This window comes from Streptomyces bikiniensis (genome assembly GCF_000716625.1).
GTDB classification, from domain to species: domain Bacteria; phylum Actinomycetota; class Actinomycetes; order Streptomycetales; family Streptomycetaceae; genus Streptomyces; species Streptomyces bikiniensis.
This window is the reverse complement of the sequence record NZ_JNXJ01000003.1, coordinates 86,031-105,735: the sequence shown is the minus strand read 5'-3', so window position 1 is coordinate 105,735 and position 19,705 is coordinate 86,031. Positions and strand designations below refer to the sequence as shown.

The window sequence follows — 19,705 nt, the reverse complement described above, 5'->3', positions numbered from 1 at the left end:
TACGGCGCATCAACCTCAGTTCGTCCGGTACGTGTTCGAGCCGCGCCAGACTGGTTTCCTCACCGTATTCACCCTCTCCCGCCAGAAAAAACCATCGCTCACCCAAGAGCTGCCTCGACTGCGCGTGCGGTCCGCAGGTTTTTCAGGTAGAGGGTGCAGTCGTGCATGTGGCGTAGCGGGTTGGGGACGACGAAGTCCTCGACCTCTCCGCCGTAGAGGGTCTTGATGCGCTTGCGCAGGGCGACGACGTCTTGCTCGGCGGCCACGTTCACCCAGCGGCGCACGGACGGCGGGCGCCCCGGTGCCGCCTCGGCCGAGCGGGCCAGGCGGCGCCGGATGGACTTCAGCCCGAGCGGCGAGCCCATGGTGACCAGGGTGTCGATCCGGACGTCCTTGAGGTTCCACAGGACCTCGTAGGCGGCCACGCTTCCCAGCGAGTGGGCGAGGACCACCTGCGTGTCCTCCTGGATCGCCGTCTCCAGCTCGCCTCGGATCTCCTGGCCCAGGGCAGGGTCCTCGAAGTACCGGTGCACCTGCTTGATCTGGCGGATGAGAAGTGAGGCCGTCATCCCGCCGAGGTACGGCGTCCTCTCCAGGATGTCGAGGCAGGCCTGCGCGCCGCGGACGACGAGCCCCTTGGAGGCCGGTTCAGCACTTTCCTCGTCGAAGGCCGCCGGATCCGCCTCCCGGGTCATGGCCTCCAGCAGCTCGTACTCGAAGCCGTCGGCCACGTCGGAGGCGGCGTAGAACGCGTCACCGTCGGACTTGCCCGTGCCGCCGTTGTACAGGTGCCCGTAGAAGGCCGCCTCGAACGTCACCGCCCCGGCGTCGGGGTACCGAATGTTCCGTAGACCGGTGCTCAGCGCGCCGTGCCAAGTCTCGTACATCTCATCGCGCGACTTCCAGGACCAACCGATGCCGTGTACGCCGACGATACGGGCCACGTTCGCCTCCCCCTTTGACTGTCCAGAACATCCCAGACCAGCACCCCAAAAGGGTAGCGTCTGAACACCTGCAAGACCGGTGCGCCAACGGAGATCTCCTGTACCCGCACCCGATGTGGATATCGGCTATCCCTGAACCCGGGTTCTGGAGTAGCCGTCGTCGGGAGGATGTCCCGTCGGGTCGCGGTAGACGGGCGCCGGGGCGGATGCGGGCTGCCTTCGGCTCCTCCGTCAGGGCCCGCCCGGCTCGTACGACACCCCGCCGGGCGTACCGGGATCTTGGTGCTGACCAGTCCCGCCACCGCTCCATCACGGACGCCGGCGAACAGCGCGAGGACCCACCGTTCCACGGAAGCCGTCAGCATGCACGAGGGAGGCGTGATCAGAAGCTTCGCCTCAGCCCGCCGAGCGTGGTGCACACGGCCCCCGGCGCAACGGAGGCAGCCTACCGGCGTCGGCCGGTCGGTCCGCTTCCACCTGTTCCACCTGAAGCTGTAGGCGCTCACGGACTCTCGGATGCGCACGGCCCCCAAGCTCTGGTCGGAGTGTACGGGGAAGGACGGGTACACAGCCGGCGACTCCATGAACGCAGCCGAGGAGACGGGGCCTTTCGGGGCCGCGCTCTCCAGTGGCAGGACGATCGCAACCGCCAAGGCCGGTGCTGCGAGCGGCAGGTCAAGCTGGTGGGGGACCGTCACGCAGTGCCGGCGGCCTATCAGGGGCGACAGATCGAGCAGTACTCCGGGACCCCGCCCCTGGCCGGCTGCGGAGGAAATTCCCTCATGTTGACCTCGGGCCCGTCAACCCCGGGCCTTTGCCGACCCACAACTCCCTGGATCTCCCTTGCTCGGGCGCAGCGGTGACCACCCGTATGGGGGTGAGAGAAGCCGATAAGGCTTCATTCACTTGATCGGGGGTTTATGAGCGGGAGGGACGTTCCTGCGGCCGCTTGAACTGGATTATGCCGCTACGTTCTGTGACGAACAGTCGGCATGCGAGCAACAAGGGGTTATCCATGAGGAAGCTTACCGCAGCGGTGATTACCGCCGGGTTGTTCTTCGGGGGGATGGGGGCGGCCGTGGCTGACTCCGCATGGCATCGCACGGAGGACTTCAACACGGGCGGGGCGCGGTTCGAGGAAGCAAGGTACAAGTGGGAGGCCCCGGGGCAGATGCACGGTGCATTCCACATCAAGGGAAGGCTGTCCGATATCGGATTCCGCGACAACCACAACGTCTATCTTCAGGTAAAGGTTCATGGATACGCATGGAACCGATTCAACGGCACTCAGAAGAAGAGTGTCTGGATCGACAAGATCGTCTACGACGGGGCCACTCGGTATACAAGGACGGCCGAAGTCCGCGTGTGCCAGAACCGCGGTTCCCTCCGCCCTGACAACTGCTCCTTTACCAGGCCTTTCGAACGTCCCTGACAGGCCAACCGGACTCGACGGGAGCCGCGCTACAGCGGTTCCCGCGCCAATTAGGAGCACGCATAACAATGGACGTCATTCTCCGCGCCGAAGGCGTGGATCTCTTCTACGGTACCCAGCAGGCTGTCATCGGTGCCGATTTCACGCTCCAGCGCGGCGAAGTGGCCGCCATCATGGGCAGCAGCGGGTCGGGAAAGTCGTCGCTGCTGTACTGCCTCGCCGGAGTCCTGCCGCCCACCAACGGGGCGGTGACCTTCGACGGGGAGCGGCTGTCCTGCCTGCCCGACGGGGAGCTCAGCGCGTTGCGGCGTACGCGGTTGGGCTTCGTCTTCCAGTACGGGGAATTACTGCCGGAGCTGACCGTAGAGGAGAACGCGGCGCTTCCTCTCCGGCTCGCCGGGATCAGCAAGGATCATGCCCACGCGATGGCCGGCCAGGTGTTGAAGCGGCTCGGGATGAGCGACCTGGTGCGGCGCAGGACCTCGAAGCTGTCGGGTGGGCAGAGTCAGCGTGTGGCGGTTGCCCGGGCGCTGGTGCACCGGCCGGACGTGGTGTTCGCGGACGAACCGACCGGGGCGCTCGACAGCGTCAACGCGGCCGCCGTGCTGGATGAATTCCTTCGGCTCGCGCGGAGGCAGAAGACCGCGGTGGTCATCGTCACGCATGACGCCGATGTCGCCGCGAAGGCCGACACGCAGTACACGATGACGGACGGGGTTCTGGCACAGCGGGTGGCGGTGTGAACCCGTTCCTCCTCGGGATGCGCCTGCTGTGGGGCAGTGGGCGCAGGGGGCGGATCCGTTTTCTGCTGATGTCGCTCGGGGCGGCGCTCGGGGTGGGTTGTCTCGCCGCCACCCTCACCATTCCCACGATCATCGCTGCCAATGACGCCCGCGTGACAGCTCGAACCGTGCACCCGGGAAACAACAAGAACGCCGTTTACCAGGAATTTCTGGACCCCTACGGCTCACAGCGCCTGCGTCGGGTTTTCATCGGACGTACGGGGACCGGCCCCGTGCCCGCTCCTCCCGGAGTGAAGGAACTTCCTCGCACGGGAGAAGCGATCGTCTCGCCGAAGCTGGCAGAGGTCCTGGTGGCCAACCCTCCTGCTGCGGGGCTTGTACCCGGGCGTGTGATCGGCACCATCGCACCGGCGGGGCTGAGTGGGCCTGACGACCTGTACGCCTACATCGGTGTGCCTCCCACCGAGCTCAGTGATGCAAGGCCGTTGGGCCGCTTCGGGTCTTCGTACACAGAGCATGAGCTCATCGACCCCTCGACCCTCGACATCCTGCGGTTCACCCTCGGGTGCATCGTGCTGCTCCCCCTCGTCATCTTCCTTTCCGTCTGCGCACGGCTGTCCAGCGAGTCCCGTGCGCGCCGCCTCGCCGCGCTCCGACTCGTCGGACTCAGCAGGAAGGACACGCTGCGGGTCAATGCCGGGGAGAGCGTGGCGGCTGCGTTCCTCGGGGCTGTCCTGGGACTTCTGGGGTATCTCGCAGTAAACGAAGCCATGGCCCGCGTCGGCCTGCCCGGACTGCACTGGTATCCGGCGGACGGACGGCCCGAGGCGACCACATTGGTTGTGTGTCTGTTGGGTTGTCCGGCCCTCGCAGCGATCGTGAGCCGGGTCGGTGCGGAGCAAGCCGCGTTGTCACCCATCAATGTGCGGCGTACCGGGGAGCGCAAGCCCCCCAAGAAATACGGGACGCTGCTCCTTGTTCCGGGCCTCGGGGTCATCGGTGGCTATTGCATGCTCAGTGCGATGGGGCGAGATCCGTCGGGTGGGCCCGCGAGTGCCGTACTGGTTCCTGGCGCTGTCCTGATGACTGGCGCAGGGCTTGCACTCGGCTTGGCGCCGATCACGGCATGGATCTCGCAACGTCTTGCTTCGGCATCGAAATCCCTGGCGTTGACGCTGGCCATGCGTCGGACAGAGGTCGATCCAGGAAGTGCGCTGCGAGTAGTCACAGGGCTCGTACTGCTCCTGTTCGGCGCCTCGCTTACTCAGGGCGTCCTCATCGAGTTGGATCAGGTGAGTCGGCGGACAGCCCCCGTCCAGGAGTATAGGATTTCCCTTTCCGAGTTGAGCCCCCAACAGCACTTACAGCTCACCAATCTGGACGGAGTGAATGCCCATGCGCTGTCTGTCGACTCGTGGGATGGAAACATCGAGGAGGACCGGCCGCGTGTGGGAGGTATCGTCGCCACGTGCTCCCAGGTGGCAGCCTTCAGCAAGTCCATTCGCGGATGCATCGATAACAAAGTAATGCTTCTCAAGGACCCGGACTTCCTTTTCGATGAGGACGCCCAGCCTGGAATTACTTTTCCATTCCTATTGAGCGATGGGCGAAAGGTGGGAATCACCGTACCTGGAGCCACTGTCGCCGCTCAGTTTTACGACCCCTCCGAAGTCAACGGTCCAAGCCTCCTCATCCCGCCCTCATTGCTTCCCCGAGGAACTCATGTCGAAAATGCCAACCTTGTCCTGGTCAGCTCGTCCGACCCCGCCACCGTCCGCTCCGTCCTTGACGGCATCGGGGCCGTTGCTCCGACCGCGTCTGTGGAGCCCGTGGGGATTGTGATCGACTCGCTTGCGCAGTTGACCGTGATTCGGAGTCTGCTCGTCGTCGGGATGGTGCTCGGGTTGGTGATCGGGGTGGCTGCGTTCGTCGTGTCCGTGGCTGATCGGGCCATGGAGCGGCGGGGGCAGGTGACTGCGCTCGCGTTGTTGGGGGCGCGGGCCGGGACATTGCGGGCGGTGCAGGTGGTTCAGGTGGTGTTGCCGTTGGTGGTGGGGCTGGGGGCGGCGATCGTGGCCGGGTGGCTTGCCGAGTCCAGTTATCTGATCACCGGGGGCGGGGCCGTGCACTGGGACTGGGAGGGGCTGCCCCTGCTGTTCGCCTGTGCGCTGGGGGTGGTGGTCGCGGCCGCGCTCGCCTCCGTGCCCATGGTGCGACGGCACATCGATCCCGAGCACATCCGACGGGATTGAAGTCTGCTGGGCCCGCGTCCGGAAGGTCCTGGAGGCCGATGGCTTCCCTCGGGTCGGGCAGGTCGTCGAGCACGGTTCGGTCCGGGGCCCGGGCGAGTTCCACGAGACCGTACGGTGGGACGACGGCACTCTGCGCGCTCACCCCTGGTCAGGCCGGTTCCGGGCTGCTGCTCCTCCCCGTCCCTTTTCGTCCGCCCCGGTCCGCCTGTCCGGCGCGCGGTTTCGGGGCCGTACGGGGAGCCCCGTACTGCCGCTTCCGCGGACGCCGTCGCCGCCCATCGCCGCGGACGCTCCGCCCTCTGCGCCCGCACCTCTGTCGCCGATCAGTTTGTCGGCTCTCGGGGAGGGTGGGGGTGGGGAGTCCGGTCTTTCCTCCCGTGCGCTTCCTAGTGTCGGGCGTCCAGGCCCGGGACCCCCAGGTCCGAGAGGCCGTCGAGGACCAGGTCGACGCCGACGGCGGCGAGCAGGAGGCCCAGGAGGCGGCCGAGGAGTTCGATCGTGGCGTGGTGGGTGTGGAGCAGGACCCGGGTCAGGAGCAGGACGCAGACCAGGTCGAGGGCGATGACCGCCACGTACGCCCCGACCACCGTCGAACGCCAGCTGAATCCGGAGCGGGCCGCCGCCTCGATGAGCACCGCCGTCAGGGCGAGCGGACTCACCACGTACGGCATGAGCAGTTCGCGCACCCCGCTGACCAGGTCGGGGGCGTCCTGGTGGGGGCCGTCCGAGCCGAGGTGCACGCCGAGGACGAGACCGACCGCGTAGAGGAAGAAGATGAGGCCGCCCGCCAGTTGGAGGGCGGGGGTGCTGATGTGGAAGAGGTCGAGCAGCCAGGGGGCCGTGACGCCGGCGAGGATGCCGACGAGGACGGCCGCGGCCGAGGAGATGAGGGCGATCTTCCGCAGCTGGTCGGCCGGGTGGACCTGGGCGAGGCCCGCGAAGGAGAGGAGCACCTTCGGCGGGCCGACGACGGAGAAGAAGGTGATGAAGGCGGCGGAGAAGGTGAATGCGTTCACGCCTGCATCATGAGGCGGCCGGGTGATTTCTCCCGTTTTTCGGGTGTGCGTCCGCGCGGTGTCGGGCGCGGCGGCCCGGCTCCGGCTGTGCTGCGGAGAGGGCGGGGCGTCGCGTGCCGCGCCCGGATACGCGGGCGCGCGGGCGCGCGTCGAACGAGGAGGGCTTCATGAAGTACCTGGTGATGGTCCAGGGGTCCCAGGCCGACTACGAGGCGATGGCGGGGCAGGGGTCCGCCGACAGCCCCGGCTGGGACCGGGCGGGGACGCAGGCGATGTTCGACCACATGAACGCGATCAACGAGGAGCTCACCGCGAGCGGCGAGATGCTCGACGCCCAGGGGCTCGCCGCCCCGTCCACGACCCGCTTCGTGACGGTGGACGACACCGGGAATGCGGTCGTCACGGACGACCCGTACGCGACGGCCGAGGGCGTCGTCGCCGGTTACTGGCTCCTGGAGTGCGCCTCCCTGGAGCGCGTGACCGAGATCGCCGCGCAGGTGGCCCGCTGTCCGGCCCCGGAGGGCTCCCCCGTGTACCCGGTGGTCGTCCGGCCGGTGGACGAGGGCGGGCCGAGTCCGGATTGATCCCGGGATGGGACGGGGCGGGCCTCACCGGCGCGGTCGTCGTCGGGCTGAGCTGGAGCAGTGCGGCGGGCGACGGCGACGCCGACGTCTCGCTGCTGCTCCTCGACGGCGACGGCAAGGTGCGCGGCGACGCCGACTTCTACAACCGTCCCGCCGCCGAGGACGGCAGCGTGCAGCTCCTCGGCAAGGTCCCGACGGAGAACGGCAGCGAGGACCGGATCAGCCTGGACCTCACGGCGATCCCCGAGGACGTCGTCAGGATCGTGGTGGCGGCGAGCCGGGACGGCGGCGCCCGCTTCGGCGACCTGGACGACCTGCGCCTGACGCTCACGGACGGGTCGGGCGAGCCGCTGCTCGGCTTCTCCATCACGGACGCCACGGTCGAGACGGCCTTCATCTTCGGCGAGCTCTACCGGCGGAACGAGGAGTGGAAGTTCCGCGCCGTGGGCCAGGGGTACGAGACCGGGCTCGCCGGGCTCGCCACCGACTTCGGCATCACCGTCGAGGTCGAGGCCGAGGTCGAGACCGAGACCGAGGCCGAGGTCGAAGCCGAGTCCGGGGAGGGCCGCGGCACGGCCGGGGAAGGCATCGGTGGTACGGGGGTTGAAGAGACCGCCGTCGCGATCCCGGTGCAGCGGGTCCCAGCCCCCGCCCTCGGTGTCGGCGTCGGCGTCGGCGTCGGCGTCGGCGTCGGTACGGATGCCGCGTCGGTTCCGGCCCCCGGTACCGCCCCGGCCGGCGGCACCGCCCCGGCCTCCGGTCGGCGTCGTGGTACCCGTACGGCCAAGAAGAAGGTCACGATCCCGAGGGCGCCGAAGAAGTCACTGGCGGAGAACGACTCCTGGAGGCCCGCCCGGCTCTTCCCCGTGCCCTCCTACAAGAGCGACCGGGAACGCGAGGTGCGCGCCACGTCGGTGCTGCTCTCCGTGATGGCGGAGGTCCCGGAGTTCGGCCGGCGCCTCACCGCCGGGTTCGGGGCGCCCGCGGGCCGCATGCAGACGTTCACCGAGGTGTCGCTCCCCACGGGGAGAGCCCGAAGCGCCCGGACGGCGTCATCCGCACGGAACGGGCCGGGAAGCTCTGGACCGCGCTCGTCGAGACCAAGACCAACGGCAACCCGCTCAGGTCCGAGCAGGTCCAGAACTACATGGACATCGCCGCGCGGCGCGGGTACGAGGCCGTCATCACCCTGTCCAACGACGTGGCCCTGGAGGGCAGCCCCCTCGTCACGGTCAAGACGGACGGGCGGCGCAAGCACAAGGTGTCGCTGTGGCACCTCTCGTGGGCGGAGGTCGCCCACCAGGCCCAGATGCTGATCCGGCACGAGGGCGTCGGGAACGCGGCGCACGCCTGGCTCCTCCAGGAGCTGCTCCACTACCTCCAGCACGAGAACTCCGGCTGCCACGGCTTCCAGAACATGGGACCGGCCTGGGTTCCCGTGCGCGACGGCATCGACACCGAGACCCTGTGCCAGGGCGACCCGCGCGCGGTGGAGGTCGTGGAGAGCTGGGAGCGCCCGATCCGCCAGGTCTGCCTGCGGCTCGGCGGCGAGCTGGGGCAGAAGGCGCTGCCCGTGCAGCGGGCCCGGCGCGGCACCGACCCGGAGTCCCGCCGCGCCGAGCTGGCCGACCGGCTCTGCGAGGAGGGGAAGCTGTCCGCGGAGGTACGGGTCGACGGCGCGCGGAGCATCCTGTCCGTCACGGCCGATCCGTACCGGCAAGATCCGCACGTCCATGGACGTGCCCGCCCCGGACGGCGCCTATCCGCTCTCGGTCGCGAAGCGCCTCCTGCGGGTCCTGGAGGAGGCCCCGGCCGACCTCCACGTGGAGACCCTGCTCGACGGGCGGAACGGGCCGCGCGGAACGCTGGAGCGGCTGCGGCCGGAGCCGGGCGACCTGCTGCCCGGAGACGGCGCCGCCATCACCGGTTTCCGCCTCTCGCTCTTCAAGGGGATGGGCAGCGGGCGGGGGAGCGCGGAGACGGGGTTCATCCGCAGCGTCGACCACGCCGTCGACCGTTTCTACGGGTCGGTCGTCACCCACCTGGGGCAGTTCGAGCAGCGACGCCCCGCCCGGACGCGGCAGGCGGCCGAACCCGTCGGCGTCGGCTGAGCCCGCCGGCACCGGCCGAACCCGTCGGCATCGGCTGAGCCAGCCGGCGTCGGCCGAACCCGTCGGCGTCGGCTTAACCCGCCGGCACCGGCCGAACCCGCCGGCATCGGCCGAGTTCCGGGCGGGAGGGAGACCGGCGGGCCGGGTGGTCGAAGGAGTCGGAGGGGCCGGGGTGGGAGGCCGGTCGGGAGACGTCGGCCGTCGGTTCGCTTCTTCGAATGTCATCCTTGACGAGGACGGGGCCCCGGGCCGGGGAGTACATCACCCCCCGGGGTATCTGTTGAGGAGACGTCGTGGAACTCGATCTCGCGGGCGCGGAGCTCAAGGCCGTACTGAACCGGCTGCGCCGGGCACAGGGCCAGATCTCCGGGGTGATCCGGATGATCGAGGAGGGCCGGGACTGCGAGGAGGTCGTGACCCAGCTCGCCGCCGCCTCCCGCGCCCTCGACCGGGCCGGCTTCGCGATCATCGCGACCGGTCTCCAGCAGTGCCTGACCGACGTCGAGGGCGGCCGCGAGAACGGCGAGGACCGCGACGCGATGCGGGCCCGGCTGGAGAAGTTGTTCCTGTCCCTGGCGTGATCCCCCGCCGGGCGCCGGGGAACCTCAGGCGTCCGCCAGGCCCTTCAGGCGCTTTGTGATGCGGGTGAGGCGTTCGCCCTGGTAGCGGGCGGCGGCGAGGGTGTGTTCGGCGGGGGCGCCGTGGGCGCCCGGGTGGGCGGTGCCGTAGGGGTTGCCGCCCGCCGCGTACACCGACGGGTCGGTGAAGCCGGGCGAGACGATGACCGAGCCCCAGTGGTGGAAGGTGTTGTAGAGGGCGAGCAGCGTCGACTCGTTGCCGCCGTGGACGTTGTGGGCGCTGGTGAAGGCGGTCGCGGGCTTGTCGGCCATGACGCCCCGCTGCCACAGGCCGCCCGACGTGTCGATGTACTGCTTGAGCTGCGCGGCCACGTTCCCGAAGCGGGTCGGGGAGCCGAGGGCGTACGCGTCCGCCCACTCCAGGTCCTCCAGCGTGGCGACCTCCACGTCGCCGGTGGCGTCCACGTGGGCGCGCCAGGCCGGGTTCGCGTCGATCGCGGCGTCGGGGGCGAGTTCGGGGACCCGGCGCAGGCGCACTTCGGCGCCCGCTTTCTCCGCGCCCTCGGCGATCGCCCGGGCGAGGCGGTGGACGGTACCCGTGGCCGAGTAGTGGATGACGGCGACCTTGACGGACATGACGGACTCTCCTCGATCACGTTCTCGATTGCTTCTTCGATCGCTTTTTCGATCGCTGCGCGACGGTTTTCCCGCGTCCGGCCGGTCGGGAACAGGCCGCCCGGAGGAAGCGGATCGCTATCCGCTTCCTTGGGCGAGGCTAATCGGATAGGAATCCGTTTTGCAAGGGGGGCAGGTATGCTCGATCCCAGGGGCAGGGACGCACGCAGGCACGCAGGCAGGTACGCAGGCACGCACGCAGGCAGGCAGGCAGGCACGTACGCACGCAAGGGCAGAAGGGCAGGAGTCCGCAGAGATGAGCACCGAGAACCCGCGGGCCGGAGAGCGCGAGGAGCGGGCGGTGGCGCCCGTGTCCGGCCTGCTCCCCACCCTCGACGCCCCCGCCCCCGAGCGCGCCGACGCGGCCCGCAACCGGCGCAGGATCCTCGACGCGGCCGCCCGGATCGTCGCCGAGCGGGGTCCCGACGCCGTCACCATGAACCAGGTCGCCCACGCCAGCGGCATCGGCGTCGGCACCGTCTACCGCCGCTTCGGCGACGTCTCCCAGCTCCTGTGGGCGCTCCTCGACGACCGCGAGCGCCGGTTCCAGGAGGCGTACATGAGCGGCCCGCCGCCGCTCGGGCCCGGCGCCCCGACCGCCGAGCGGCTCGACGCCTTCCTCGACGCCCTGGTCGACCGGGTCGCCGAGCAGCGCGAGATCCTGCTCGCCGCGCACTCCGCCGCGCCCCGCGCCCGGTACCACAGCGGCGCGTACCGGCTGATGCACACCCACGTCGCCCTGCTCGTCGGGCAGCTCAGGCCGGGCTCGGACGGCGCGCTCCTCGCGCACCTGCTGCTCGCGCCCTTCTCCCCCGACGTCATGCACCACCTGGCCGTCGAGCAGGAGCTCTCGGGCGAGCGCCTCAAGGCGGGCGTACGGGAACTCCTCACCCTGCGCGAGAACTCCTGACCAGGGGCCTCAGAGCGGGCGCGACGGGGTCGAGACCGGTACGTACGCCAGGCCGTCGTACTCCTCGCCCGGCACCACCGGCATCGTGGTCAGGCGGTAGAGGACCCGCGCCACGTACGCCCCGTGCGTGCGCGCCCGGTACGTCCGCCGCGTCCACTCCTCGTCCGCCCGGGAGCGCAGATCGAGCAGCCGCGCCTCCGGAGCGCCCGGCGCGCGGGCCGCGAGCAGCGCCTCCAGGGTGCCGGGGCCCGCCGGGCCGATCCGGTTCACCGCCACCCGCGGCGGCCGCTTCGGGCGCGGTCCCCACGGTCCCGGCCACATCCGCCGGGCCCGGAAGGCGCCCTCGCCGAAGAAGAGGCCGAGCGCGTAGTACGCGGGTCCGTACCGCTCCCGCAGCCGGGCGCCGAGCGCCGCGCCCCGGACGCCCACGTGGCCGTTGTGCGCCCACACCGCGACCCCGGCGCCGCCGGACGCCGCCACGGCCTCGTCGACCGCGTCCGCCATGTGGCCGTCCCTGGCCCGCCACAGCCGCTCGCCGGACTCGGACGTGGCCACGTCCGCCGCCCGCGCCAGGATGCGGGCGTGCCGCCGGTCCTCCTCGCCGGAGGTCCCCTGCGCCGCTTCCCGCGTCACTCCCGCTTCCAGCGCCTCCGCCGCCGCGAGGAGCTCCGCCCTCCGTTCCGGGAGCCCGCCCGGCCGGGCCTCCGCCAGTACGGACAGGGCCCCCGCGCGCTCCGGGCCGAAGTGCGCCACCGACGCCCCGCACCGCTGCGGGTCGATCCCCGTGAAGCCGATCCGGTCCGTGCGGGGCCGCCCCCGGTTGTAGGAGCGCATCCACTCCAGGAGGTCCAGGACCTCCCGCGTCCGCCAGGTCCAGAAGCCGAGCCCGGCCAGGGCCGTCGCCGCGTCGCCGGCGCCCTCCCCGACGTACGCGTCCACCGCGGGCCCCGCCGAGGCGCTCGCCTCCATCGCGAGCGTACGGAAGCCGTGCTCGGTCACCAGGTGCTCGAACAGGCGGTGCTTGAGGCGGAAGAACTCCGCGGTCCCGTGCGTGGACTCGCCCAGACCGACGACCCGCACCCCCTCCAGCGCCGCCCCGAACTCCACCAGACCGTCCACACCCCGGAAGCTATCTGGACCTCAGGGGCTCCCGGAACGCACGATCACGCCATGACGACCGAGAACGACACCGCCGCCAAGACCTTCCTGATCCTGCACGGCTTCCAGAACCACCGGCCGCCCGGCCACTGGCAGCACTGGCTCGCCGGGCGGCTGCGGGAGCGCGGGCACGAGGTCCGCTACCCGCAGCTGCCCTCGCCGGACGCGCCCGTCCTCGCGGAGTGGCTCGACGCCCTGGAGGAGCACGGGAAGCGACCCGCCGACGGCGAGTTCGTGGTCCTCGCGCACAGCCTGTCCGTCCTGCTGTGGCTGCGGGCCGGGGACCGCAGGCCGGACGCGGACCGGGTGCTGCTCGTCGCACCGCCCTCGCCGCCCGTGACCGCCTCGATCCCCGAGATCGCCGCCTTCGCCGACGGCCTCGACCTCACGGAGACGGGCCTCGCGGCGCGCCTCGTGTACGGGGACGGCGATCCGTACTGCCCCGAGGGCGCCGACCTGCACTACGGCCGCCCGCTCGGCCTCGACACCGACCGCGTACCGGGCGGCGAACACCTCACCCCCGCCGACGGGTACGGGGACTGGCCCTCGGTCCTGGAGTGGTGCGAGGACCCGTCGGTGCGGCTGAGGGGCCGATAGGCCGCCGGATGCGCAAAAGCGACGAAAGCGGTCGACCCGTAAGGGAATTGAGAATTCCAGATGTCAATCCTGTTCGACCCGGCAGGAATTGTGGCGGATCTGTTCACAGAACGCCCCCGAGATCGCTAACTTCCCCTCAACCTCGTCCGTACCGGGAAGGACTTCTGTGAACGCATCCCAGCGCCGAGCCGCGGCCATCCTCGCCGCCGCCGCCCTCGCCGCCCCGCTGGTCCTCTCTTCCCCCGCCACCGCGGGACAGGACCCCACGGCCGCACCCGCCCGCGATGCCGCCAAGCTGGCGAAGAAGCTGGTCCGCGACACCACCGCCAAGGACGCCTACAAGCACCTGCAGAAGTTCCAGGCGATAGCCGACTCGGCCGGCGGCCACCGCGCGGCCGGTTCGCTCGGGCACGACGCCTCGGCGGCGTACGTGTACACGCAGCTCAAGAAGGCCGGCTACCAGGTCTGGTACGAGAAGTTCGACTTCGAGTACACGGAGACGCTGGCCGAGAAGGCCTCCGTCGTCTCGCCCGCGCCCCGCGCGTTCGACATCAAGGCCATGACGTACACCAAGTCCACCCCGGTCGGCGGCGTCAAGGCCGACCTCGTGGCCGTGCCGGTCGACGCCGACGCCACCACCGGCTGCGAGCCGGGCGACTTCGCCGCCGGCGCCTTCACCGGCAAGATCGCGCTCATCCAGCGCGGCGGCTGCGCCTTCGCCGTCAAGCAGCAGAACGCCGCCGCCGCCGGCGCCGTCGCCGCCGTCATCTACAACAACGCCGACGGCGTCCTCTCCGGCACCCTCGGGGACGCGGCCTCCGGGAAGATCCCCACCGGCGGCATCACCCTGGCCGAGGGGAAGGCGCTCGCCGCCGACCTCGCCAAGGGCCCGGTCACCCTCTCCCTGGAGATCCGCCAGCTCCAGCAGATACGTTCCACCAACAACGTCATCGCGGAGACCAAGGGCGGCAACGCCGCCAACACCGTGGTGCTCGGGTCCCACCTCGACTCCGTCACCGCCGGTCCCGGCATCAACGACAACGGCTCCGGCTCCGCCGGCCTCCTCCAGGCCGCCCTGAAGCTGGCCGCGTCGAAGGACAAGGTCCGCAACAAGGTCCGCTTCGCCTGGTGGTCGGCGGAGGAGAACGGCCTCCTCGGCTCCGAGCACCACGTGAAGAACCTCACGGAGCTCGACAAGAAGGAGATCAAGCTCTACCTCAACTTCGACATGATCGCCTCGCCGAACTACGGCCTGTTCGTGTACGACGGCGACGACTCGGACGGCGTCGGCGCGGGCGCGGGCCCCGCGGGCTCGGCCCAGCTGGAGCGGGACATCAACGAGTTCCTCGACAAGAACGGGCACCCGCACGAGGGCACCGACTTCACCGGCCGCTCCGACTACGGCCCGTTCATCGAGGTCGGCATCCCCTCCGGCGGCACCTTCACCGGCGCCGAGGGCATCAAGACCGCGGGCCAGGCGGCCAAGTTCGGCGGCCAGGCGGGCGTCGCGTACGACGTGAACTACCACGCCAAGGGCGACGACCTCAGCAACGTCAACATGAAGGCGTTCGACATCAACATCGACGTCATCGCCAACGCCGTGGGCACCTACGCCCACGACATCTCCTCGCTCCGCAAGCCGGTCGTCTCCGTCCCGACCACCGGCGACGCGGGCAGCGGCGGCGGCCTGCACGACGACCACCACGAGGTCACCGAGTAGGCGGCGCCGGCCGGCCCTCGGGGGCCCTCCTCCGGCAGACCGTCGCGGGTCGCCGGAGGAGGGCCCCCGCCCCGTTCCGCCCGTGGGTCGTCCCTCCCGGCAGCCCGTCCGGGTGACAGCGGGCGGGCGGGCGCGGGGCCGTCGAGGGACCCCCGGCCGGGGCCGACGGCGGCTCGTTCACACCCACGACAGCACCCGGTTCCCGGTTGGTCACCTTTTGCCCAGGCATCCCACCGGGCGCGCGTGGCTGCGCCGGGAGCCGCTCGCCCGGTAGGCTTTCCGTGTGATCTTCAAGCGCATCGGAAACGGAAAGCCGTATCCCGACCACGGCCGGGAAAGCACCCGGCAGTGGGCGGACGTCGCCCCGCGCCCGGTCCGCCTCGACCAGCTGGTCACCACCAAGGGCCAGCTGGACCTGGAGACCCTGCTCGCGGAGGACTCCACCTTCTACGGCGACCTCTTCGCGCACGTCGTGAAGTGGCAGGGCGACCTCTACCTCGAGGACGGACTGCACCGCGCCGTCCGCGCGGCGCTCCAGCAGCGCCAGGTGCTGCACGCCCGCGTCCTCGAACTGGACTGACGGCCCTCCCCGGGCCGGTGGGCGGTCGCCCGGAAGGGTGGTCGCTGACCCTTTCGGGGTCAGTTGCGCCCCATCCGGACGCGATCACATGATCATCAAGTAGGCATCGCCCACGGGCGGCATTACGCTGCGTTCATGAGCATGCTCACTCCCCCCGGCATGGGCGGAAAGTACCGCATCACGGGGGACGTCTACCCGCGCATGCGCCGCCCCCACCGCCGGCGCAGGATCGTCCTCGCGGCCACCGCCGCCGTGGTCGTGCTCGGCGCGGCCGGCTGGGGCACGCTGCAACTCGTCGACGTGTTCTCCGGCGACGCGGGCACGAAGGCGGCGGCCGGTAAGCGGACCGACTGCAAACCCGCCCCCGCCCCGACCGCACCGGCCGCCGCGGCCCTGCCCAAGCCCGCGCAGATCACGGTCAACGTCTACAACGCGACCCCGCGCAGCGGCCTCGCCAAGACGACGGCCGACGAGCTGGCGAAACGCGGCTTCAAGGTGGGCAAGATCGGGAACGCGCCCGCCGCCTACGACAAGAAGGTCCCGGGCGCCGGACTGCTCCTCGGCGCGCCCGCCGCCGCCAAGGGCGCCTTCCCGGTCCTCGGCACCCAGCTCGCGGGCGCCACGACCAGGACGGACACGCGGGCGACGGCGGACGTGGACCTGATCATCGGGACCGCCTTCAAGAACCTGTCCCCGAAGACGACGGCGGACGCGGCCCTGGTCGCCCTGACCAGGCCCGCGCCCGCTCCGACCGGGAAGTGCTGAGGGCCTACTCGGCCGAGCCGTACATGCGGTCGCCCGCGTCGCCCAGGCCCGGGACGATGTAGCCGTTCTCGTTGAGGCGCTCGTCGACCGAGGCCGTCACGACGGTGACGGGGGTGCCCGCCAGCTCGCGCTCCATGACCTCGACGCCCTCCGGGGCGGCGAGGAGCACCACCGCGGTCACGTCGTCCGCGCCGCGCTCGATCAGCTCCCGGATCGCCGCGACCAGCGTGCCGCCGGTCGCCAGCATCGGGTCCAGGACGTACACCTGGCGGCCCGAGAGGTCCTCCGGCATCCGCGTGGCGTAGGTCGACGCCTCCAGCGTCTCCTCGTTGCGGATCATGCCCAGGAAGCCGACCTCGGCGGTCGGGAGCAGCCGGACCATGCCGTCGAGCATGCCGAGTCCCGCGCGCAGGATCGGGACCACCAGCGGACGCGGGTGCGACAGCTTCACACCGGTCGTGGTCGTGACCGGGGTCTCGATGTCGACCTGCTCGGTCCGCACGTCCCGGGTGGCCTCGTAGGCGAGCAGGGTGACCAGCTCGTCGGCGAGACGCCGGAAGGTCGCGGAGTCCGTGCGCTTGTCGCGCAGGGTGGTGAGCTTGTGGGCGACCAGGGGGTGGTCGACGACGTGGAGACGCATGACTCAACAGTAGCCCGCCCCGCACTGGCGTCGATCCGCGCCACTGGGGGAAGGTGGGGGCACACGGACCCGGTGATGGGGTGGTGTGGCAGATGTCCGACCTGGAAGGACCGGCCGAGGGACCCGCCGAGGGGGCGGCCCGGAGCCCGGTGACGGAGACCGACGCGGAGCGGCGCAGGCGCCGCGCCCAGTTCCTCCGCGAGCTGCACGAGGCGAAGGCGCTGCGCGAACGCGTGCAACCCCGGCGCGCCCGGGCCGCCCGGATGCGACAGGCGATGCGGATGAGGACCTTCCGCTGGTGAGGACGTGGATCTTCCGCCGGCGAGGACGCAAACCTCCCTCTGGTGAGGGCGCGGACCTTCCGCCGGCGAGGGCGCGGACCTCCCTCTGGTGGGACCCGGGGGGCGCGGGGACGCGCCGGGGCCCGGGAGGCCTCCGGGGCCGGTGGTACGGGTGCGTCCCGCCGGATGCCGTACGACCGGCGGAAACGTGCCCGGACCAGCGGCGACCGGCCGGGCCCGGCCGTGCGCCCCCCGAGTGCGCCGGGGTCGCGCGCCCGCCCGATAGCGGGGACGTTCAGACTGATGCACGACGCAAGAGCCGAAGACCTCTCCTGCGGGCGCCGTTTCTGTCACGATGCCGAGGGGGCGGGGCTCAGGACCGCGCCACCGGAACGTCACACCTCTGATCAGTGGGAGAGAGTCAGGTGTACTTCGCCGCACTGCTCGCGCGCACCGAAGACGGGTGGGAAGCGAGCGACACGGAGCTCGACGACGTGGAGACCCTGTCGGATCTGGTCGAGCTGGCCCGCGACGCCTCGGACGACGACACGGTGATCGTCTTCATCGAGCAGGAGGACGCGTGGTTCGGACTCGTCCGGATCGAAGGGGAGGAGGACCCCCGCATCTACGTCTCGGACGGGGCGGCCGCGGCGCGTTCCTCGTACGGGGAGATGCTCACCCGGGAGATCCTCGGTGACGATCTGGACGACCTGGCCGACGAGCTGGAGTCGCTGGACCTGGACGGCACGGAGGACGGGGAACCGCTCGACGCCGACGGGGACGAGGACGACGAGGCGGGCTCCGTGGCCGCCGAGGCCGTCCCGGCCGCCCCGGTGGGCGACCGGCTGATCCTCGCGGACCTCGGCCTGCCGCCGGCCGAACTGCTCGCCCTGGAGACCGACGCGCTCGCGGAGATCGCGGACGCGCTGGGCGCCGGCGAGGTCCTGGAGGCCGTCCGCTAGTGGCCCCCGCGGTACCTGTTCCCGGGACCGGCTCCGGTCCCGGCCCGAACCCCGACCCCGTACCGGATCCCCTGCGGGACCCCTGGCGGGACGCCATGCGGCTCGCCCTCGACGAGGCGGACGCGGCCGGGCCGGCCGGTGACGTACCGGTCGGCGCGGTCGTGCTCGGCCCGGACGGGGAGGTCCTCGCACGGGCGCACAACGAGCGGGAGGCGACCGGCGACCCCACCGCGCACGCCGAGGTGCTCGCCCTGCGCCGGGCGGCCGCGGCGACCGGGGAGTGGCGCCTGACGGGCTGCACGCTGGTCGTGACCCTGGAGCCGTGCGTGATGTGCGCGGGCGCCCTGGTCCAGTCCCGGGTGGAGCGGGTGGTGTTCGGGGCCCCGGACGAGAAGGCGGGCGCGGCGGGCTCGCTCTGGGACCTCGTGCGGGACCGGCGGCTCAACCACCGCCCCGAGGTCGTCCACGGCGTGCTCGGCGAGGAGTGCGCCCGGCAGCTGACGGCCTTCTTCCGCGACCGCTGACGCGCTCGCCGACGGGCCCGCCCCCCCCTCCGACCTGCGGCGGGATACGGATTTCATCGCAGCGCGAGTTTCGGCTAAGCTCTCTCTCGGTAGCGTGTCCGAGCGGCCGAAGGAGCTCGCCTCGAAAGCGAGTGTGGGGAAACTCACCGAGGGTTCAAATCCCTCCGCTACCGCTTCGATCGAAGGGCCCGGTTCATCAGAACCGGGCCCTTCGGCGTGTACGGAGGCGCTGTACGGAACCGGTGCGCGGAACCGGTGTACGGGGCCTTCCGGCAGGTGACGTCGGTCGGGGGGAGCGGCATCGGGGGGACAAGCCGCTCCCCCCGGTGAGAACCGGGCCCTCAAGTCCGCGCCGCCGTCGGGGAAGCCTCGCGGCGCGGACCCCGCAGTGCGGGCCGGTTCCGGAGCCCTTCGGATTCCTGCCAGGTCCTCCGGGCTCGACATCCATACTGCGCGCACGGCACCCTTCCGGCGGACGGCAGAAGTCCCCGTTCTCCGGGCCCTTGGTCCGTAAAGGCTCGGTTAGAGTGGCGCGGTCGTACGGCGGGGGAACAGGGGAGGGCGGAAATGGCGCAGGCGAAGAAGGTCGCGCTGTACGCGATCGTGGTCTTTGTTCTGTACACGATCGTCACGTCCCCGGCGCGGGCCGCGGATCTGGTCCAGGTAGGGTTCGAGGGCATTTCCAGCGCCGCCCAGGGAGTCGGCGAGTTCATGACCGAACTCATCAATTAGGAGCCCTCCGTGATCCGCCATCTGGTCCTCTTCAAGCTCAACGACGGCGTCGCCCGTGACGAGCCGCGCGTCGTCGCGGGCGTCGAGGCGTTCCGGGCACTCGGCGAGCAGATCCCGGAGCTGCGCTTCTGGGAGTGCGACTGGAACATCACGGACCGGCCGATCGCGTACGACTTCGCCATCAATTCGGCCGTCGAGGACACCGACGCCCTCCAGCGCTATCTGGAGCACCCCGCCCACCAGGCGGGTGTCGCCCAGTGGCGGGAGTTCGCCACCTGGGTGATCGCCGACTACGCGTTCTGACCCCCGGTCACGACCGAGGCCCCCCGCCGTCACGGCGGGGGGCCTCGCGCTTTCCGGCCCCCATTCGGCCCTCTCTTCCCCTCCCTCGCGTCCTCAACACGTAGTTATGGGGTGCTTGCACACAGTGGACATGTCTTGTGATGCTATGACCGCTTTTGACGGATGAGTGGACCGTAGTTGACACCAGTCGACCAGCAG

20 protein-coding genes, 1 tRNA gene and 1 pseudogene are annotated in these 19,705 nt (G+C 70.8%); 17 read left to right on the top strand and 5 right to left on the bottom strand.

From position 1 onward, the window contains the following. Nucleotides 1–98 precede the first annotated feature (98 nt). A complete protein-coding gene (locus OO47_RS33825) occupies nt 99–818 on the bottom strand; it encodes a hypothetical protein (protein WP_051715606.1) in 720 nt (239 codons plus the stop codon). Nucleotides 819–1,959: 1,141 nt separating this feature from the next. Between OO47_RS33825 and OO47_RS02830 the strand changes: the two genes are divergently transcribed. The 3 genes from OO47_RS02830 to OO47_RS02820 all read left to right on the top strand — a co-directional run bounded on the left by OO47_RS02830 (nt 1,960) and on the right by OO47_RS02820 (nt 5,371). Further along, nucleotides 1,960–2,376, top strand: coding sequence for a hypothetical protein (locus OO47_RS02830; protein ID WP_030209476.1), 417 nt, complete (start codon nt 1,960–1,962; stop codon nt 2,374–2,376). 68 nt (nt 2,377–2,444) lie between these two features. Then, a complete protein-coding gene (locus tag OO47_RS02825; RefSeq protein ID WP_030209473.1) occupies nt 2,445–3,119 on the top strand; it encodes an ABC transporter ATP-binding protein in 675 nt (224 codons plus the stop codon). Beyond that, a complete protein-coding gene (locus OO47_RS02820; protein ID WP_030209471.1) occupies nt 3,116–5,371 on the top strand; it encodes an FtsX-like permease family protein in 2,256 nt (751 codons plus the stop codon). The genes OO47_RS02825 and OO47_RS02820 overlap by 4 nt, the downstream gene beginning before the upstream one ends. Before the next feature lie 386 nt (nt 5,372–5,757). On the opposite strand, the gene OO47_RS02815 is transcribed toward OO47_RS02820, so the two are convergent. After that, the gene (locus tag OO47_RS02815) at nt 5,758–6,387 is read right to left on the bottom strand and encodes a MarC family protein (RefSeq protein ID WP_030209467.1); all 630 of its coding nucleotides are present in this window, start codon (nt 6,385–6,387) and stop codon (nt 5,758–5,760) included. A gap of 167 nt (nt 6,388–6,554) precedes the next feature. On the opposite strand from OO47_RS02815, the gene OO47_RS02810 reads away from it, so the two are divergent. The 3 genes and pseudogenes from OO47_RS02810 (at nt 6,555) to OO47_RS02800 (ending at nt 9,663) form a co-directional block, all read left to right on the top strand. Next, complete coding sequence (locus tag OO47_RS02810; protein WP_030209464.1) at nt 6,555–6,971, top strand: YciI family protein; 417 nt, start codon at nt 6,555–6,557, stop codon at nt 6,969–6,971. Continuing rightward, nucleotides 6,968–9,082: pseudogene (locus tag OO47_RS33220) on the top strand (TerD family protein). The gene OO47_RS02810 and the pseudogene OO47_RS33220 overlap by 4 nt, the downstream one beginning before the upstream one ends. Nucleotides 9,083–9,375: 293 nt before the next feature. Beyond that, the gene (locus OO47_RS02800) at nt 9,376–9,663 is read left to right on the top strand and encodes a metal-sensitive transcriptional regulator (protein WP_030209461.1); all 288 of its coding nucleotides are present in this window, start codon (nt 9,376–9,378) and stop codon (nt 9,661–9,663) included. Nucleotides 9,664–9,687: 24 nt separating this feature from the next. On the opposite strand, the gene wrbA is transcribed toward OO47_RS02800, so the two are convergent. Further along, a complete protein-coding gene (wrbA, locus tag OO47_RS02795) occupies nt 9,688–10,296 on the bottom strand; it encodes an NAD(P)H:quinone oxidoreductase (protein WP_030209458.1) in 609 nt (202 codons plus the stop codon). A 295-nt stretch (nt 10,297–10,591) separates the two neighbouring features. On the opposite strand from wrbA, the gene OO47_RS02790 reads away from it, so the two are divergent. Then, nucleotides 10,592–11,245, top strand: a complete 654-nt coding sequence (locus tag OO47_RS02790) for a TetR/AcrR family transcriptional regulator (protein ID WP_078489452.1) — start codon at nt 10,592–10,594, stop codon at nt 11,243–11,245. A gap of 9 nt (nt 11,246–11,254) precedes the next feature. Here OO47_RS02790 and OO47_RS02785 read toward each other — a convergent pair whose 3' ends face one another. Then, entirely contained in the window at nt 11,255–12,364 is a 1,110-nt protein-coding gene (locus tag OO47_RS02785) for an erythromycin esterase family protein (protein WP_051715603.1), read from the bottom strand. A 51-nt stretch (nt 12,365–12,415) separates the two neighbouring features. Between OO47_RS02785 and OO47_RS02780 the strand changes: the two genes are divergently transcribed. The 4 genes from OO47_RS02780 (at nt 12,416) to OO47_RS02765 (ending at nt 16,065) form a co-directional block, all read left to right on the top strand. After that, nucleotides 12,416–13,000 (top strand): RBBP9/YdeN family alpha/beta hydrolase, encoded by a 585-nt coding sequence (locus OO47_RS02780; RefSeq protein ID WP_030209445.1) that lies wholly within the window; start codon nt 12,416–12,418, stop codon nt 12,998–13,000. Between the two features lie 166 nt (nt 13,001–13,166). Then, nucleotides 13,167–14,720, top strand: a complete 1,554-nt coding sequence (locus tag OO47_RS02775; RefSeq protein WP_030209443.1) for a M20/M25/M40 family metallo-hydrolase — start codon at nt 13,167–13,169, stop codon at nt 14,718–14,720. 283 nt (nt 14,721–15,003) lie between these two features. Further along, nucleotides 15,004–15,300, top strand: coding sequence for a type II toxin-antitoxin system VapB family antitoxin (locus tag OO47_RS02770; protein ID WP_030209440.1), 297 nt, complete (start codon nt 15,004–15,006; stop codon nt 15,298–15,300). A 135-nt stretch (nt 15,301–15,435) separates the two neighbouring features. Further along, the gene (locus tag OO47_RS02765) at nt 15,436–16,065 is read left to right on the top strand and encodes a LytR C-terminal domain-containing protein (protein ID WP_033207868.1); all 630 of its coding nucleotides are present in this window, start codon (nt 15,436–15,438) and stop codon (nt 16,063–16,065) included. 4 nt (nt 16,066–16,069) lie between these two features. Here the strand turns inward: OO47_RS02765 and upp are convergent, their stop codons facing one another. Continuing rightward, a complete protein-coding gene (gene upp / locus OO47_RS02760; protein ID WP_030209436.1) occupies nt 16,070–16,705 on the bottom strand; it encodes a uracil phosphoribosyltransferase in 636 nt (211 codons plus the stop codon). A 92-nt stretch (nt 16,706–16,797) separates the two neighbouring features. On the opposite strand from upp, the gene OO47_RS02755 reads away from it, so the two are divergent. The 6 genes from OO47_RS02755 (at nt 16,798) to OO47_RS02735 (ending at nt 19,507) form a co-directional block, all read left to right on the top strand. Continuing rightward, nucleotides 16,798–17,007, top strand: a complete 210-nt coding sequence (locus tag OO47_RS02755; protein WP_030209434.1) for a hypothetical protein — start codon at nt 16,798–16,800, stop codon at nt 17,005–17,007. A 404-nt stretch (nt 17,008–17,411) separates the two neighbouring features. Continuing rightward, on the top strand, nt 17,412–17,948 hold the full coding sequence (locus OO47_RS02750) for a tRNA adenosine deaminase-associated protein (RefSeq protein ID WP_030209433.1): 537 nt from the start codon (nt 17,412–17,414) through the stop codon (nt 17,946–17,948). 95 nt (nt 17,949–18,043) lie between these two features. Beyond that, a complete protein-coding gene (tadA, locus tag OO47_RS02745; protein ID WP_234323065.1) occupies nt 18,044–18,472 on the top strand; it encodes a tRNA adenosine(34) deaminase TadA in 429 nt (142 codons plus the stop codon). 88 nt (nt 18,473–18,560) lie between these two features. Continuing rightward, nucleotides 18,561–18,645: transfer RNA gene (locus OO47_RS02740), tRNA-Ser, on the top strand. Between the two features lie 394 nt (nt 18,646–19,039). Next, entirely contained in the window at nt 19,040–19,204 is a 165-nt protein-coding gene (locus OO47_RS37175; protein WP_167345323.1) for a hypothetical protein, read from the top strand. 9 nt (nt 19,205–19,213) lie between these two features. Then, nucleotides 19,214–19,507 (top strand): Dabb family protein, encoded by a 294-nt coding sequence (locus OO47_RS02735; RefSeq protein WP_030209426.1) that lies wholly within the window; start codon nt 19,214–19,216, stop codon nt 19,505–19,507. The last annotated feature ends 198 nt before the right edge of the window (nt 19,508–19,705 follow it).

Coding starts and splice junctions, on each gene's coding strand:
- wrbA (WP_030209458.1), bottom strand. CDS start 10,296: ATGTCCGTCAAGGTCGCCGTCATCCACTACTCGGCCACGGGTACCGTC.
- OO47_RS02790 (WP_078489452.1), top strand. CDS start 10,592: ATGAGCACCGAGAACCCGCGGGCCGGAGAGCGCGAGGAGCGGGCGGTG.
- OO47_RS02780 (WP_030209445.1), top strand. CDS start 12,416: ATGACGACCGAGAACGACACCGCCGCCAAGACCTTCCTGATCCTGCAC.
- OO47_RS02825 (WP_030209473.1), top strand. CDS start 2,445: ATGGACGTCATTCTCCGCGCCGAAGGCGTGGATCTCTTCTACGGTACC.
- OO47_RS02830 (WP_030209476.1), top strand. CDS start 1,960: ATGAGGAAGCTTACCGCAGCGGTGATTACCGCCGGGTTGTTCTTCGGG.
- OO47_RS37175 (WP_167345323.1), top strand. CDS start 19,040: ATGGCGCAGGCGAAGAAGGTCGCGCTGTACGCGATCGTGGTCTTTGTT.
- upp (WP_030209436.1), bottom strand. CDS start 16,705: ATGCGTCTCCACGTCGTCGACCACCCCCTGGTCGCCCACAAGCTCACC.
- tadA (WP_234323065.1), top strand. CDS start 18,044: ATGCGGCTCGCCCTCGACGAGGCGGACGCGGCCGGGCCGGCCGGTGAC.
- OO47_RS02810 (WP_030209464.1), top strand. CDS start 6,555: ATGAAGTACCTGGTGATGGTCCAGGGGTCCCAGGCCGACTACGAGGCG.
- OO47_RS02765 (WP_033207868.1), top strand. CDS start 15,436: ATGAGCATGCTCACTCCCCCCGGCATGGGCGGAAAGTACCGCATCACG.
- OO47_RS02755 (WP_030209434.1), top strand. CDS start 16,798: ATGTCCGACCTGGAAGGACCGGCCGAGGGACCCGCCGAGGGGGCGGCC.